We start from the raw sequence: 15,027 nt of genomic DNA on the forward strand, positions 1-15,027 counted from the left end.
GTGTGAGGTTCACAGCCCCGGTCGCGGGGACCAGCCGCTCAACCGGAACCACCACACCAGTACGACCAGCCACCGCAGCAGTCACCGTGGAGTGGTCCCCGAAGTCGCAGTACCCCCACGGCACCCCACCGGCTAGACTCCCGCACCAGTACGACCAGCCAATCGCGACCATAAAAAAAGCGGACCACCTCGGTGCTCAGCACGGCGAGACGGTACGCTAGTGGACTTTAGTCGCAAACTTTTATCAAACCGGCAACCACGCACCTGATAAAAGTCGGAGATTAATCAGCCTTGCAGAAACTATATCACTGGCTCGTTGTAAATGCAACCCAAATAGAGCCCAGCTGTAACTCGCGTAACCCCGTGCTACGCGGGTTACCAGCTGCTTTGCAAGTTGTCCCCGTTTGTAACAACAAGATTACATTTTTACCGCAACCATTTTTAGCCCAATGTACTTTCTTTTTGTTAGTAGAAAGCGTATAATTATGCTTGTTAAAGCGAATGATGGAACGTTAAAAATGATTAGCGCTCATTGCGCAGAAAGGAATTGATTATGGCTAAGAAATCCAAGATTATGAAGGCCCAACGCCAAGCAGCCACGGTCGCCAAGTACGCCGCACAGCGTGCTGAGCTGAAGCGTAACCACGATTACGCTGCCCTTGCCGCACTACCACGCGACGCATCGCCCGTCCGGCTACACAACCGCGACCTGATTGATGGTCGGCCGCACGCATACATGCGGCGGTTCGGTATGTCCCGCCTCAACTTCCGCCGCCTGGCCCATGAAGGCCAACTGCCTGGCGTCCGCAAGGCGAGTTGGTAGCAATTACCATCCTGATGATAGTCCCGTCCCCACCGTTAAGCGGTGGGGATTTTTTATGCAGAGGATGGTTGCCAAAGCTGCCGACACCCAATTTCCCACACGCTACATCCTCCTTTGCCTACACCATAATCCCCCCGCTTACCGCGGTAAGTGCTTAAACCCACCCAGTTGGCCGGTAAATTCATCGGGATAATCTAGCACCTCGCTAGGATCTCCAACTGGCTCGACGGTGTAGTCCGCCGTCTCCCCATGCTCCCCAATATCCAGACCAATTTGTTCCTCACGCCTGCCCACACGCATGGGCACCATTCGACGCAACAGTACGGTAATAATCGCCACGACGCCGGCCACAAGTACCACCGTGAGCAATGTGCCCAGGATTTGGATCACCAACAGGTGCAAACCACCACCATATAGTAGCCCACCGCGTGCAATAGTTGGCGCCACGTCTTTGCTGGCGAAGACCCCCGTCAGTATACTGCCAACAATGCCACTGACTCCGTGGCAACCAAAGGCGTCCAGGGTATCGTCAACACCCAGCCGCGGCTTCACAAACTGCACGAAGCAGTAGCTGGTCAACGTGGCCAACAAACCAATGGCAGCCGCACCCGCGCACGTAACGTACCCCGCTGCGGGGGTGATGCCCACCAGGCCGCAAAGTGCGCCGGTGCAAACCCCGATTAACGTCGATTTGCCCGTGCGGTAAACGTCGAGTACCATCCACCCCACCAACGCACTTGCGGCGGCCACACTAGTCGTCAAAGCCGCCGTAATTGCGGCGTGGTTCACACCAAGGGCAGAACCGGCATTAAATCCATACCACCCAATCCATAAAATGGCGGTACCCAACAGAACCCACGGCCGGTTGTACGGCGTCGAACGAACTACTCGCCGCCGACCAAGAAAGGCAGACAGCACCAACGCCGTAACGCCCGCGTTAATATGGATGACCGTACCACCAGCAAAGTCGAGCACGCCCAGTCGCCCTAATAGACCGTCCGGACCCCAAACCATGTGCACTAGCGGGTAGTACACCAACAGTGACCAACACACAATAAACCACGTCAGAAACTTAAAGTGCATGCGCCCAACCACCGCACCAACGAACAATGCCGGAGTAATGATGGCAAACATCATTTGAAACAGGACGTACACGCCAGTCGGCAAACCGTTTTCGAGGATATGACCTAAATTAACGCCATTGAGGAACACCCCACGAATCCGACCGATAACGCCACCGAGGTCCCCACCAAAGGAGAGCTCATAGCCGCAGAAGACCCACAAAAGGATGGCAATACCCGTAATGTAGAAAACGGACAACATGGTGTTGACCACGTTAGCCTTGGACACCATCCCGCCGTAAAAGAAGGCCAATCCTGGCGTCATAAACCACACCAACACACTTGCTAATAAAACGAACGCCGTTCCGGCTGCATCCACTGGTCTTCACCCCCTGTTCTATCTATAACGGCATGTTATCACGGAATTTACGTAATCACGTTCACGCGAGCACCAATTGGTATAGAACACAGCAACCAGACTACATAAAAAAGCGCTACGGCAAGCTTCACCGTAGCGCGAAAAATATCGTTTTATGTTAGTAATACTAACATTTGTTCTTGACGAGCATCCAACTTCATGGGCAAATGTCAGCTTAGCTTACATTAAAGTGGCCGTTCATTAACGGGTACTGCTGGTACCAGTTCGCCAAGCAGGTGCGTCCCGTGCGCTTGGTTCACACCCATTGCCTGGGTAACCTGCTCCTTGTTACTATCATTGACACCGCCACCGGGCAGCAACTCAATCTTGTCGCCGGCCCACTGTGCTGTTTCTTGCAACACCGGAATGTTATCCACAACGTTAGTGTCGAGCAAACCACCATGGGTCAAAATCCGGCGGAAGCCATGCTCAACCAACCAGTCCAAAGCGGCGTGTTGATCCGCCCGCGGAATCCAGTCAAACGCCAAGTTGCAAACCAAATCCATACCGCCAGCGGCCGCAATCAGGTTTGTCATGGCATCTTCATCAATATGGTTATCCCGGGTTAATACCCCAAAGATGACCGCATCAACTCCTAGCGCCTGCATTTCAAACATGTCGGCTTCCATCATCTTTAACTCAATATCGTTAAAGTAGTAATCGCCACCGCGCGGACGGTTCATGGCCACCACCGTCATGTTGTGCTCGTGGCAGTACTTCAGCGTTTCGGCCATCACCCCTTTGCTTGGGGTTAAACCGCCAGAGGGCAAATTTCCGGTTAATTCAATTCGTTGTGCACCCGCCTGCATTGCGGCGGGTACGAGGGTAAAGTTTTCAACGGCAATTTCATTCAGCATACTCAGTTCTCCTCATTTGCCCGGAACGACGTTGAACCCCGCTCCGGATAATTTGACAACATACACTGCACGGGCCGTATACAAACAGCCCGTTTGTTACAACACCATCACTAAAATGACCACAATCCCCAGTGCAATTCGGTACCAACCGAAGCCCTGGAAGTCGTGTCCCTGTACAAACCGTAGCAACCACTTGATGGTTAACCAAGCCACAACCCAAGATACGATGAATCCCACTGCCAGGACCGCAAACTGTTCCCCAGTAAACGAGTTACCCTGCATGAAGAACTTACCTAATTTCAGGATTGAAACCCCGAACATAGTGGGGATGGCCAGGAAGAACGAGAACTCAGTTGCAACGTAACGTGAAGTCCCCAGGATGATGGCACCAAGGATAGTGGCACCGCTCCGGCTAGTACCCGGAACAATCGACAGCGCCTGGAAAAGCCCGATGCAGAGCGCTAACTGGAACGAAACATCAGCCAGAGAGTTAATGACGGGCTTACGCTTGTCATTCCAGCGCTCAATGACGATGAACAGAATCCCGTATAGGATCAAAGTCGTCGCAATCACTGGCGGCGTCTGCAGGTGCTCGTCCATAAAGTCGTTCAGCGGTAAACCGATCAAAACGCTCGGCAATACGGCCACAATGACTTTGGCCCATAACAACCACGTGGACCGTTTTTCCGCAGGTTCCTTGCTGGGTGCCAGCGGGTTCAGCTTGTTGAAGTACAAGATGACCACCGCCATAATGGCCCCTAATTGAATCACGTAGTTGAACATGTCCTTAAATTGCTGTGACTGTCCCATGTGGATCAATGATTGGACGAGGTCAATATGGCCAGTCGAACTAATCGGCAGAAATTCGGTTAGCCCTTCGACAATCCCAATGATAATGGCCTTAAAAATATCAATCATGGTGAATAGTACCCTCCCTATGTATACACAATGTCTCCAGTATACCAGAGGATACAACATTTAAATATTAAGCAAACGTCACGTTTACGGCTTCGGGCGCAACAATATCCTGTTGCACAATGGTCAACAAACCAGTCGTATTATCACGGCGATATACCGTCGCGTTATTGGTGTTCTGGTTAACTGCAACCACAAAGTCCCCGCTAGGATCGATATTGATATCGCGCGGAAATTCACCGGCCGTAGTGATATGCTGCACCGGCGTCACGTCGCCGCCCGCATCAATGGCCCAAACAGTGATACTGTTGTGTCCACGATTACTCGTGTACAGGAATCGGCCGTCCTGACTAATCCGTACCGCGGCGGCACCATTCTGACCGTGCCAATCCGGTGGTAACGTTGACAGGCGCTCGCGGGCAGCAAAGGTACCGGCCGCCGCGTCGTAATCCAACACCTGCAGCTCGCTGGCGAGTTCGCCGAGCAAGTACGCCACCGGCAAAGTTGGGTGGAAGACGATGTGCCGTGGGCCAAAGCCCGCGGCGGTGGCAAAGGTCGCGACGGGACGAATTTGCCCCGCAACGTCAACATCGTAAGTGGTTACGGTGTCAGCACCCAAATCACAAACCACTAACCGCCGATCCGGGGTGAGGTCCGTATAATGCACGTGTGACTCCTCTTGTTCCGGTCGCGGGCCGGAGCCGGTGCACTGATTGCTGCTGGCTAAGGCCAGACCACCGTCATCACGAATGACAAAGACGTCAATCCGCCCCATGTGGTAGTTGGCCGCATACACGAGGCGCCGTTCCGCATCAACCGCAACGTACGCTGGTGAGGTGCCTGGTAACAGCACCGAATTAATCACGTGGGGTGTCCCCGCAAGGTCAATCGCAGCCACACCACCGGTGCCATCACCGGCAGCCACGGCGTACATCTTATCGCCGTTCACCGCGAGGTATGTGGGCCCGTCCACCGTTGTGACCAACGGTGTGGGCGTAGTTAGTTGTTGTTTGGTAGTATCAAGTATCGCACGGTAAATACCCTGTCCGGTACTACGGGTGTACCCACCGAGATACACAGTTTCTTGCATGGTGATTCCCCCTTTGCCTACCAGTATACCCGAAAAAGAAAGCGTATTCGCCAAATTGTGAAATTAACCTGCAAATAATGGTATGATGGAAGTAATTTCAGACAGTGAGGATGGTACAACTATGGAAATAACGGCAACAGTTACGGCAATCGGGCCCCACGCAATTAGTCAAACCGACCCACTGGTAATTCTGTTTGGCAAGGACGCCACGCCCGAATTAGCTGACGTATCGGTTATTCAGCAATTCGATGAACCCAGTCAGCAAAAACAGTTGGCGCTACATCATGGCGACCACATTTTTATCAACGACATCAAGTTCCGCGTGTCCGAGGTTGGTAGCTTGACCAACGCCAACCTGCAACAGATTGGCCACGCAACGTTGATGTTCCAACCTGTTCCCAGCGAGGACCGTCTGGGCAACGCGGTATACCTAGTACCCACCGCGCGGCCAACATTCACCATTGGCACCACGATTCGGTACGTCATGCAAGACTAAATGTGCTAACACAAAGAAGCTGTCAACACCCTACCCAGTCATGGGTCAGTGTTGACAGCTTCTTTGCGTTACATCAATGCGTGTGCCTGCGCGAAGGACCGCATATCTGCCGGCATGGGCGCCGTCAACCGCAGCGTGACCCCTGTATACGGGTGCCGCAAAGTCAGGGCGGCGCAGTGCAGCGCTTGTCGGCCGACACCCGCAACCCCACCGTACAGTTCATCCCCCACCAGCGGACGGTTGATGGCCGCAAAGTGGACCCGAATTTGGTGGGTACGCCCCGTGTGTAGCAACACGCGGCTCAGCGCGAACCGACCGGATTGAGCCAGCGTCCAATATTCAGTGACCGACTTTTTACCTGCTGGCGTGACTGCCCTCCGCATGTAGAACTCGTCGGACACGCCGAGGCGCATAATCATCCACCCGTGGGCGGCCAGCGGTTCATCCCCACCGCTAATCGCGAGGTACTCCTTCCGCATGCTGGGGCTATGCAACTGCCGATCCAGCAGTGAATGCGCCATGCTATGCTTGGCAAAGATCATCAGACCGCTAGTGTCCCGGTCCAGGCGCGTGACCACGTGCACCGCTGTACTTTCTGCGCCGGTGGTCTGCAGGTAGTACTTCACAAAGTTGGCCATGGAGTCCGGTTGGCGGTTGGCTGCAGGAATCGAAGCGGTGCCCGCAGGCTTGTTCACAATCAGCAGGTCCCGATCTTCAAACACCACGTCGATCGGGCCCGGTGTCGCAACCACGCTGTCGGCCGGATGCTCCGGAGGCAGACGCAAAAACACCGCGTCCCCGCGGCGAATTTGGTACGTAGTATTTCGTTGGCGGTGGTTCACAAATACCATCCCACCGTGATACTTCATTTTGCTCATCAGGGTCAGGCTAAACCCTTCTTGCCGCAGAAACTTTTGCAGGCTTTGCCGCGGCCCTTGGTAATCCCACTTAAAATCCATTACTTTTTGGCCCCAATAAATGCATCCTCTACACGGTCCCAGAAGTGCATGTGCTTATACTTGGCAAAGTAGATTCGGTCAGACGCAATCCGGTACGTAATGGCCTTCACCGGCCGGTCCGACATACTAAATTGGTCCACCGTCATCGTGTAGTTAATCCCCGGGACTGGTTTCAAAGTCACCCACTCGTCGGGAGCGATGATGATGGGTGAGGACAGCGTCCGGTACACCCGGTTATTGATGGACGCAATTTCCGTCATTTGTAGCGCCTCTAGTCGGGGGTGCAGCACGGCACCCCCGGCCGACTTAGCGTAGCCGGTCGAACCGGTCGGAGTGGAGATACACAAACCGTCGCCACGAAAACTTTCAAAGAAGTTGTCGCTAATCAGCACGTCGGTCTTCATGGTGCCGGTCACCCGCTTGAGGGTCGCTTCGTTGAGGGCGACGTAATGCCCGGTTGAGTCATCGGCGTAGGTCACCTTGACGTCCAACAGCGGGTAACCGACGCGTTGTCCCGTGTCGGCTTTGAGGGCGGCAACCAGCTCGTCCAGCTCGTAGTCGCGCCAGTCCGTGTAAAAACCCAGGTGCCCGGTATGCACACCGACAAAGCGGATGGAATCCAGCGACGCATTATAGCGGTGAAAGGCGGATAGTAGCGTGCCGTCACCACCCACGGTAATTACCACTTCGGGCCGGGCCGGACTCACTTGGAAGCCGGCCGCCTGCAATTTTTTGGACAACGCGTGTGCGGCGTCCATGCTCTTCGAACCTGAATTATGAAAAACCCAAACGCGCACGGCTATTCCCCCTCATGTGGTGAATTGTTGGTCAGATTGTCATTCCTTGCTGATGGTAGTTCCTGGCCCTTGCCGTACGAAAACAGCTGCTGGGCTTCCTGGATTTCCTCACGAATCTCGGACATTTCTTTATCCAAGAGGAAACTAGCCTCCGCCGCACGCTTCAGCCGTTCCTTAATGTCGTCGGGGAATTCGCCGCCGTACTTGTAGTTCAATGAGTGCTCAATCGTCGCCCAAAAGTTCATGGACATGGTGCGAATTTGCACCTCAGCCAAAATCTTTTTCTCACCGTCAACCATCTGCACGGGGTACTCGATAATAATGTGGTACGAACGGTAACCGGACGGTTTGACGTTAGTGACGTAATCGCGTTCTTCCACGATGGTCATGTCGGTCCGCTTGTGCAGGAGGTCAACGACCGTGTAGATATCCTCAACGAATTGGCACATGATCCGAAAGCCGGCAATATCCTGCATATCGGTTTCTAGTACGTCGTCCTTAATGTGCCGGCGGGCCTGTTTTTCAACGATGGAATCAACCGTCTTCACGCGTGCCGTCACAAACTCAATGGGTGTGTGCGCGTTGCTTTGTTGAAACTGTTTCCGCATACCCCGTAACTTAATCTTGAGCTCTGCGACCGCCTGTTCATAAGGCATTAAAAACTTATCCCAATCACGTGCCATACCGGTTGCCTCCCTAGGAAATGAATACACCATATTGTAACACAGAGAGTGTAGCAGGCCGGGTGAAAGCAGAGCATAAGTGGTTACGGGCGGGAAGCCCGCACTTAAGGGTGCCGGCAAAGTGGTGGTGGGGTTGCGGCTTACGTGCCCTCCGCCGTGGCTCGCTACACCCGCACGCTCCAGACAGTACCGGTCTTCCACGGTTTCTGAAGCCGTACGTCACTTCGTTCCTACGGCGCTCCCGGGGTCGCAGCAACCACGTCTACGGACACGACGCCTCCACCCCACCACCACTTTGCCGGCACCCGTTAATTCGCGATTCACTCGCTACACTACCTACTTACTCATTCTGCACTTACTCCCCCAACATGGCTAAATAAACTGGTCGTTTAGATTACCACCCGTTCCGCCTACCACCCATTATTTTGTAGCGTCATTACATACCGGTTGTATCCCATTTCATACCGGATACTCGACCATGCACTTGTAGATATTAAGTAGTAGTTGGTTTGTATACATACCTATGAATCTGAGTATACAAAGTATCGCCAACGGTCAAAGTCTGGCTAAAAATACAACTACATTCCGGATTACCAGTTACACCAATCAGTTGGAGCAACTGCGATTGTTATAACCACCACCATCAATACTCCCCTCGATTAATTGCCCCTAACTTGCGGTCAACGTCCGCATACCATCGCGGCCAACGAATCCACCGTAGCGTATTCCCCTCTCGAACGAGGTATCCTTCCCCGATCAGTACATCTAACCACGCCGTCGCCGCCACTTCCGCTACACTTCGCTGGCCCAACAATGGCACCCGCGCCGGCTCCACGTAATCGCACCACCACTGCTTCGATGCCGTCACCGACCATACCCGCTCCCTCCAGAACCTGAGCAGCCACCTTACGCGTACCAGCCACTCCTTGTCCGTCAACCCCGCCACCGCAGTCAGGCACCGATGCACCACCACCGGGCATCCACCAAGGTTAACGCCGCGTTCATAGCACATCGACTGCACTGCCACCGCGGCTTTATCCCTGTACGCTAGCGCCTGAACAACCCGTGACGCCTCCTGCGCCAACGATACTCCCCGGGGGCGCCACACCGCTGGCCTCGGGTACGGTGCCAACTCCTCCACCTGCATCCCCGTGCCCGTAATCCCCCACCACGCCCACATGCGCCGCCGCCGGGGATCCACAAACCGTAGTTCCCGCCCGCGTTCGGGGCCCCACGTTTCAAACTTGCCCTGCACTGCGGTCGGGTGGTCCGCAAAGTAGCGCGGCCCCAGCAACCACTGGACTGTCACGCCCACCTGTGCGTACCCCGCCGTACGCTCTGCTAACCGTTGCCCACTGAGCGGCGCACACTGAAATTCCAGCGCGTGCACCGTTCCAGGCCGCCGCAAGACCAGGTCGGCACGTTGCTTGATACCACTAAAATACACTTCAAAGTCGACCTGCCAGCCAGCCGCGCGGGCCCACTCGGCTAACAAATGCTTACCCAACAAGTGGTCCCGACTCTCAGGTTCGCCCACAACACAATCCGATCCAGAGCGGTGCGCAAAGTGAGCGGGTAATACCCGGCCGTTGCGAATGATTAATTCTTCCCGACACGCCGGACAACGGTATGGCGTCCCCGCGGTGCGTAACCTCACCGCCTGCTCGTGCGTCTCTATCTGTATCCGCTCGTCCCTAGCATCCAAAGCGACAAACATGCCCTCACCCCCAGTTAGGTGATTTCGCAGTTATTGTTACTTTGACCACAATAAAATGCTAGCAGCCCGCACTATTAACGACGGTGATTGCTAGCATTTTTGAATTAACAATATTGGTTATCCCGGTAATCCACAGCGCAATACACCGCTGTCTTACCGGACAACATTAGTTTTTGAACGAGTGAATTGGGGCCGGAATGTGCCCCCCACGGTTGACGAACTGGCTACTGTCGCCATCGTTAACCGCCATAATTGGCGCACGGCCAAAGATACCACCAAACTCGACGACGTCCCCGACGTCCTTGCCGGGTACTGGAATCACACGGACGGCCGTCGTCTTGTTGTTAATCATCCCGATAGCGGCCTCGTCAGCAATCATCCCCGCGATGGTGGTAGCCGGCGTCTTCCCCGGCACCGCCACCATGTCTAGTCCGACAGAGCACACCGCGGTCATCGCCTCCAGCTTTTCCAAGCCAATCTGCCCGGCAGAGGCCGCCGCAATCATGTTCGCGTCCTCACTCACCGGAATGAAGGCGCCGGACAGTCCCCCAACGCGCTCGGCGGCCATGATGCCACCCTTCTTGACGGCGTCGTTCAGGAGGGCTAGCGCGGCCGTGGTACCGTAACTTCCCACGTGCGACAACCCCATCGTTTCCAAAATTTCGGCCACGGAATCACCCGGGGCGGGGGTTGGGGCTAAGGACAAGTCAACAATATTGAACGGCACGTTCAGCCGTTCCGCCGCCACTTTGCCCACAAACTGGCCCATACGGGAAACTTTGAACGCGGTCTTCTTGACCGTCTCGCACAACTCCTCAAAGGGTGCGTCCTGAATGGCCGCAATAGCACGTTGCACCACACCGGGACCCGAAACACCAGTGTTGATGGCGACGTCGCCTTCGCTAACACCCCAGAATGCGCCGGCCATGAACGGATTGTCCTCTACGGCGTTGCAGAACACAACCAGTTTCATGGCGTCTTGCGGCTTTGGGGTCGCAACCTGCTGCACAATCTCGCCCATCAACTTAACAGCATCCATGTTCATCCCCGACTTGGTGCTCCCAATGTTGACGGAGGAGCAGACCCTCTCCGTCTGGTGCAGGGCGTCCGGAATGCTGGCAATTAGCGCACGGTCAGCCGGTGTCATGCCGTTTTGCACCAGCGCAGAGTAGCCACCAATCAGGTCAATCCCCAAGTCTTTGGCCGCCTGATCCATGGCCTGGGCAATTTTTACAAAGTCGTAGCTGGTATCGCCACCAGCCAGCAACGCAACGGGCGTCACGGACACCCGCTTGTTCACGATGGGCAGACCAAATTCCTCTTCGATTTGATCCGCAACGGGCACCAGGTCCTTAGCCTGCGCCACAATCTTGTCGTAAACGGCCTGGGCCGTGGTGTCAAAGTCGCCGCGAATACAGTCCAACAGTGAGATCCCCATCGTGATGGTCCGAATATCCAGGTTCTCCTCACGAATCATCGCGATGGTTTCAGTAACTTGCTTACTATCCATGGTGTCCCCCTAAACTTCGTGCATCGCGTCAAAAATTTCGTGCCGTTGCATCTGAATAGTCATACCCAGTTGCTCACCGGTGGCCTGTACCGCCTGCTTGACGGTCGCAAAGTCAGCATCTGCCGGCAACTTTGCCCCCATCATCATAGTGAAACTACCGTGCAAAATGGTCTGCGTCATGTCCACGATGTTCACGTGGTGATCGGCTAACGTCTGCGCCACGGCGGCAACGATACCCACACGGTCCTGCCCCATCACCGTTACTACTACGTCCATTGATTGTTCCTCCTCATTGTGTATGTAGAATTAGATTGAAACAATTGTACCACAGGGCGCCGGCGGTTTTTAACCGACAAAGGCGGCGCGTTTCCACTTGATCCGGGAAACACGCCGTGAATTTTGCAGGACAAACGCCAGTACGACCACATAGTTATTGCTGAGGAGAATATCCTCTCACTAACTGCGTGATGGGGATGTCTCCGTATTAATCCATGCCCGCGCAGACGGCAACCTTTGATTATAGAAGTGCAAAAATTTTGCACTATGAATATTCTTGATGCTGCGCTTGGCGGCTTGCCAATCCGCTAACGTCACCCTGCGTGCACGTTGCAGGTAATCTTGGTCAGAAAACAACCTTCTCAACTTGTTTAGAGCCGTTTGCTGAAGGTGCAGCTGATTCAGTGACATAGCCATCTGTAACCGTGATTGTTGGGCCACGGCCAAGTAGTGCCACTGACGAATAGCCACCGCATAACGTCCAGCCGATAACGGCACTTGATTAAAATGCACAATATCAATGACAAACCCACGCAATTGGTTATTCTGTTCGGCTATCAGTAATTGCCCCCGTGCCCGCACAGATTGACGGCGTACTGGCCCCGTCGAATTCCACAATCCAATAGTATCAACTTTGTTGCGCGTGCCCGCGATGTCCTCCGCAGAGACTGGTCCCCGTGCAGAAAGATTCGCAATCGATTTTGCAGACTGGAATGCTTCGTTAACTCCAACCGCATTAGCATGGATACACCAACCGCTGACAAGCGCAAGCATTAGTACTGTCAGTATATTGGTAACGTCGTGATTTTTGCTCATATCTGTCCCCCCAAAGTCACTGAATTTACTTCCACTCACAACAGCAGATGACGTTTTAGTGAGGTCGCAAGCGCTTTCCCACGGACGAATTATTATAGCAAATATAAGTGTCCCAGTCACTAGGCACGAAAACTTCCGGGAAATTTTTTTGGCCCCCCAATATAGTCGAATGCGTCATCCCGCCACTAAAAAACGTCCACCACTGTTTATTAGCGGTGAACGTTAGTATCGTTCAATTCACATTAAAATGCCTTGCCCTGGTACACTTCGTAGTTCGGGAAGTTAAAGTTATAGCTTGCCAGGTCGGCCATCTTGATGACGGCGGTCACCCCAATGGCGGGCATCAGGTTCACCGGCGTCTCGTTATCGTCTGGCAACACCAGGATTACGGGCTTGCGAATACCGTAAGCGTAGCCCACTTCCCACAGAACACCGGGATCACTGTTCTTCAGCTGGGGATCGTACATCGCAATCACCAAGTCGGTGTTGTTGATGCCCTGCACGTCACCATTGAAGGTCGCCATTTGCCACTCACTGTCGGAGAGCAGTTCTGGGTGCTCCATCGTGTCCAGGTTCTTGTACTGGTGGGACAACGGCAGGTAGCTGTTCTCCATGTCCACCGTTGGGTTCGCCTTAATGGCAGCCACACCGGCATTCATGTGGGCGGTCTGTTCTGGATTGAACCAGCTTGAAGCAATATAAGCAGTTTTTGTCATTAGTATTCATCCTTCTATTAAAGTCATGCTAACAGCATATCATCAATCCCGGGCGGCGTGGGCAGCTCCACCCGTAATGTTTCCCAACTCAACCGCTAACATTAAGCGAATTATGGTTCACAACAGCGGCCCGCCAAGTGTGGAACATTTTACCAATTTGCTAATAAGCTACCGTAAACTGCCAACGCCTCGTTGAAGTCAGTCAGCTCCACAAATTCGTCCGTCTGGTGCGAGGTATCGTTACCAGGGCCGTAGATTGCCAAAGCCGTGCCCGGGCGGCACATGAGGGCAGCATCGGTAATGCCGGTATCGCCCGTCACGCTGGCTGCTTCCAGGCCGTTTGCGGTCCGGGCAGCCTGTAGCGCCTGCACCAATACGTTATCGGCAGGCGTACCCACTGGGACCAAAGTCGAATCTACACTGAGCGACAAGTCGACGCCAGGGATATCCACCGCGTGCACGGCTGCCTCAAGCGCCGCTTTAAACTGCTCATTACCGGCGGCCGGAATGGTCCGTATGTTTCCGCGCAGGCTGGCAGCTTCAGGGATAATGTTCACCTGCGCACCACCCTGAATCAAAGTAATGCTGTGTGTAGGGTGGCCCAGCAACGGGTCGGAGTGCGCGAGTAGCGGTGCCACCGCGGCACCGACGGCCTGATGGAACGCAACCAGTCCATCAATCGCGTTTGCGCCCAATTCAGGCTGAGATGAATGCGCAGCTTTGCCCTTCGCCGTTACTGTATAGTCGATAATGCCGCGCTGAGCGGGTTTAATGACCGCACCAGTCGGTTCGCCCACGAGCAACGCGTCCAAGTGGTCCGCGTAACCGGCCGCGGCCAACTGCCGTGCACCGTAGTTATCCACCTCTTCGCCGACGGTCGCAAATAATACCACCGGATGCGCGGGATGGGGTTCTTCCATGGCGCGCCGCTTGAGGGCCACCACCATTGCGGCCAGGCCAGCCTTCATGTCGGTTGCCCCCCGTCCGTACAGCCGCCCATCAACCACGGTCCCGGCAAACGGTGCGTGAGCCCACTGGGTTTCATCGCCAGCGGTCACCACGTCCATGTGACCGGTCAGGCCGAGCAGGTGGGCGTCACCATCCCCGTAACGCACAATCAGGTTGTCCCGATGGGGTGCAAAGTTGACCCGGCTGGTGGTCAGGACGCCAGCCTTAAGCAAAGGTGCAAGGTAATCCTCAATGATATCAGCAACGAGTGACTCGTCCGTCCCCACCGTGGGTACGGCCATGATCTGCTGCAACAACGCTAATGCTTCCGTTTGGTAATCCGCCATTTTAATTTATCTCCCAGACATACACGCAGATTATTCATCCACATGAATTTTTATGTTGTTTTAAGTATAGTCGTCCAAGTGCAAAGGAGCAACAATCGGATCATCATGCATGGGACCGTTAAGGCACAAAGGCAAATAAATAGTCCCGGACGCGCTTCCACAACGGGATGCTCATCCGGGACTACTGACCCTCTGGTCTATATGCGTGGGTGCGCCGCCAAGTTGTTTGGTGGACACCGGCATTCGTTTAGCAATCAAATTTATTTTTTGGGTACTGAACTTGAACAGACAATCATCAGTCATTGCGCGTTACCGCTTCATGGCTGCAATAGCTTGTTCAACTGTCTGACCCCGGCCGACCCTGTGACTGTCGTGCCGGTCAATCGCAATAAATTCTTGCGTCTTCGTGTCTAGTTGTAAACGATACTGCATATTATTACCTCCATTCATGTGGTACGGAATGGTCTTGAGGTAGCGAATGTTGTTATCTTACGCCCCTCCTTACTATTTGTCAACACTGCTCTAATGTTTGTGGTTGGCGGCAGCGTCGGCCGGGCCGGGGAGCTGCGGCTTTCGTGGGGTACTCCATGGTAACCAC

General features: G+C 54.3%; 16 protein-coding genes. 2 read left to right on the forward strand and 14 right to left on the reverse strand.

The genetic code is table 11. The features are described from left to right. Positions 1–553: 553 nt before the first annotated feature. Positions 554–823 (forward strand): 30S ribosomal protein S14, encoded by a 270-nt coding sequence (rpsN, locus tag LPA02S_RS07300; protein WP_054651588.1) that lies wholly within the window; start codon positions 554–556, stop codon positions 821–823. A gap of 138 nt (positions 824–961) precedes the next feature. On the opposite strand, the gene LPA02S_RS07305 is transcribed toward rpsN, so the two are convergent. From LPA02S_RS07305 to LPA02S_RS07320, 4 genes are all read right to left on the reverse strand, one after another. Beyond that, positions 962–2,263: an ammonium transporter gene (locus LPA02S_RS07305; RefSeq protein WP_056956285.1), complete on the reverse strand. Its 1,302-nt coding sequence runs from the start codon at positions 2,261–2,263 to the stop codon at positions 962–964. Positions 2,264–2,487: 224 nt separating this feature from the next. Next, positions 2,488–3,159 (reverse strand): copper homeostasis protein CutC, encoded by a 672-nt coding sequence (locus LPA02S_RS07310; RefSeq protein ID WP_054651586.1) that lies wholly within the window; start codon positions 3,157–3,159, stop codon positions 2,488–2,490. A gap of 96 nt (positions 3,160–3,255) precedes the next feature. Next, on the reverse strand, positions 3,256–4,077 hold the full coding sequence (locus LPA02S_RS07315) for an undecaprenyl-diphosphate phosphatase (RefSeq protein WP_054651584.1): 822 nt from the start codon (positions 4,075–4,077) through the stop codon (positions 3,256–3,258). A gap of 67 nt (positions 4,078–4,144) precedes the next feature. Further along, on the reverse strand, positions 4,145–5,164 hold the full coding sequence (locus tag LPA02S_RS07320; protein WP_056956286.1) for a lactonase family protein: 1,020 nt from the start codon (positions 5,162–5,164) through the stop codon (positions 4,145–4,147). A gap of 121 nt (positions 5,165–5,285) precedes the next feature. Between LPA02S_RS07320 and LPA02S_RS07325 the strand changes: the two genes are divergently transcribed. Next, entirely contained in the window at positions 5,286–5,660 is a 375-nt protein-coding gene (locus LPA02S_RS07325; RefSeq protein WP_054651582.1) for a PTS glucitol/sorbitol transporter subunit IIA, read from the forward strand. 68 nt (positions 5,661–5,728) lie between these two features. Here the strand turns inward: LPA02S_RS07325 and LPA02S_RS07330 are convergent, their stop codons facing one another. The 10 genes from LPA02S_RS07330 to LPA02S_RS11885 all read right to left on the reverse strand — a co-directional run bounded on the left by LPA02S_RS07330 (position 5,729) and on the right by LPA02S_RS11885 (position 14,861). Then, positions 5,729–6,619 (reverse strand): RluA family pseudouridine synthase, encoded by an 891-nt coding sequence (locus tag LPA02S_RS07330; RefSeq protein ID WP_054651580.1) that lies wholly within the window; start codon positions 6,617–6,619, stop codon positions 5,729–5,731. Then, positions 6,619–7,416, reverse strand: a complete 798-nt coding sequence (locus tag LPA02S_RS07335; protein ID WP_056956287.1) for an NAD kinase — start codon at positions 7,414–7,416, stop codon at positions 6,619–6,621. Before LPA02S_RS07335 ends, LPA02S_RS07330 begins: the two co-directional genes overlap by 1 nt. A gap of 2 nt (positions 7,417–7,418) precedes the next feature. Beyond that, positions 7,419–8,099, reverse strand: coding sequence for a GTP diphosphokinase (gene yjbM, locus LPA02S_RS07340; protein ID WP_054651578.1), 681 nt, complete (start codon positions 8,097–8,099; stop codon positions 7,419–7,421). A 643-nt stretch (positions 8,100–8,742) separates the two neighbouring features. Further along, on the reverse strand, positions 8,743–9,816 hold the full coding sequence (locus LPA02S_RS07345) for a competence protein CoiA (RefSeq protein WP_056956288.1): 1,074 nt from the start codon (positions 9,814–9,816) through the stop codon (positions 8,743–8,745). Between the two features lie 166 nt (positions 9,817–9,982). Then, positions 9,983–11,326 carry a PFL family protein gene (locus LPA02S_RS07350; RefSeq protein ID WP_056956289.1) on the reverse strand — a complete coding sequence of 448 codons (1,344 nt, stop codon included), beginning with the start codon at positions 11,324–11,326 and terminating at the stop codon, positions 9,983–9,985. A 9-nt stretch (positions 11,327–11,335) separates the two neighbouring features. Further along, complete coding sequence (locus LPA02S_RS07355; RefSeq protein WP_054651572.1) at positions 11,336–11,602, reverse strand: ACT domain-containing protein; 267 nt, start codon at positions 11,600–11,602, stop codon at positions 11,336–11,338. Positions 11,603–11,782: 180 nt separating this feature from the next. After that, complete coding sequence (locus LPA02S_RS07360) at positions 11,783–12,418, reverse strand: hypothetical protein (protein ID WP_054651570.1); 636 nt, start codon at positions 12,416–12,418, stop codon at positions 11,783–11,785. A gap of 242 nt (positions 12,419–12,660) precedes the next feature. Continuing rightward, positions 12,661–13,134 (reverse strand): nucleoside 2-deoxyribosyltransferase, encoded by a 474-nt coding sequence (locus tag LPA02S_RS07365; protein WP_054651568.1) that lies wholly within the window; start codon positions 13,132–13,134, stop codon positions 12,661–12,663. A 149-nt stretch (positions 13,135–13,283) separates the two neighbouring features. After that, positions 13,284–14,429 (reverse strand): ArgE/DapE family deacylase, encoded by a 1,146-nt coding sequence (locus tag LPA02S_RS07370; protein ID WP_054651566.1) that lies wholly within the window; start codon positions 14,427–14,429, stop codon positions 13,284–13,286. 309 nt (positions 14,430–14,738) lie between these two features. Beyond that, a complete protein-coding gene (locus tag LPA02S_RS11885) occupies positions 14,739–14,861 on the reverse strand; it encodes a hypothetical protein (RefSeq protein WP_263849800.1) in 123 nt (40 codons plus the stop codon). Positions 14,862–15,027 lie beyond the last annotated feature (166 nt).

Origin of the sequence: Lacticaseibacillus pantheris DSM 15945 = JCM 12539 = NBRC 106106, from assembly GCF_001591865.1 — a bacterium.
GTDB lineage: Bacteria > Bacillota > Bacilli > Lactobacillales > Lactobacillaceae > Lacticaseibacillus > Lacticaseibacillus pantheris.

Bases quoted from the DNA above. Each gene is read 5' to 3' on its own strand.
- LPA02S_RS07365 (WP_054651568.1), bottom strand. From the start codon at position 13,134: ATGACAAAAACTGCTTATATTGCTTCAAGCTGGTTCAATCCAGAACAG.
- LPA02S_RS07350 (WP_056956289.1), bottom strand. From the start codon at position 11,326: ATGGATAGTAAGCAAGTTACTGAAACCATCGCGATGATTCGTGAGGAG.
- LPA02S_RS07320 (WP_056956286.1), bottom strand. From the start codon at position 5,164: ATGCAAGAAACTGTGTATCTCGGTGGGTACACCCGTAGTACCGGACAG.
- LPA02S_RS07330 (WP_054651580.1), bottom strand. From the start codon at position 6,619: ATGGATTTTAAGTGGGATTACCAAGGGCCGCGGCAAAGCCTGCAAAAG.
- LPA02S_RS07355 (WP_054651572.1), bottom strand. From the start codon at position 11,602: ATGGACGTAGTAGTAACGGTGATGGGGCAGGACCGTGTGGGTATCGTT.
- yjbM (WP_054651578.1), bottom strand. From the start codon at position 8,099: ATGGCACGTGATTGGGATAAGTTTTTAATGCCTTATGAACAGGCGGTC.
- LPA02S_RS07315 (WP_054651584.1), bottom strand. From the start codon at position 4,077: ATGATTGATATTTTTAAGGCCATTATCATTGGGATTGTCGAAGGGCTA.
- LPA02S_RS07370 (WP_054651566.1), bottom strand. From the start codon at position 14,429: ATGGCGGATTACCAAACGGAAGCATTAGCGTTGTTGCAGCAGATCATG.
- LPA02S_RS07345 (WP_056956288.1), bottom strand. From the start codon at position 9,816: ATGTTTGTCGCTTTGGATGCTAGGGACGAGCGGATACAGATAGAGACG.
- LPA02S_RS07325 (WP_054651582.1), top strand. From the start codon at position 5,286: ATGGAAATAACGGCAACAGTTACGGCAATCGGGCCCCACGCAATTAGT.
- LPA02S_RS07310 (WP_054651586.1), bottom strand. From the start codon at position 3,159: ATGCTGAATGAAATTGCCGTTGAAAACTTTACCCTCGTACCCGCCGCA.
- LPA02S_RS07360 (WP_054651570.1), bottom strand. From the start codon at position 12,418: ATGAGCAAAAATCACGACGTTACCAATATACTGACAGTACTAATGCTT.
- rpsN (WP_054651588.1), top strand. From the start codon at position 554: ATGGCTAAGAAATCCAAGATTATGAAGGCCCAACGCCAAGCAGCCACG.
- LPA02S_RS11885 (WP_263849800.1), bottom strand. From the start codon at position 14,861: ATGCAGTATCGTTTACAACTAGACACGAAGACGCAAGAATTTATTGCG.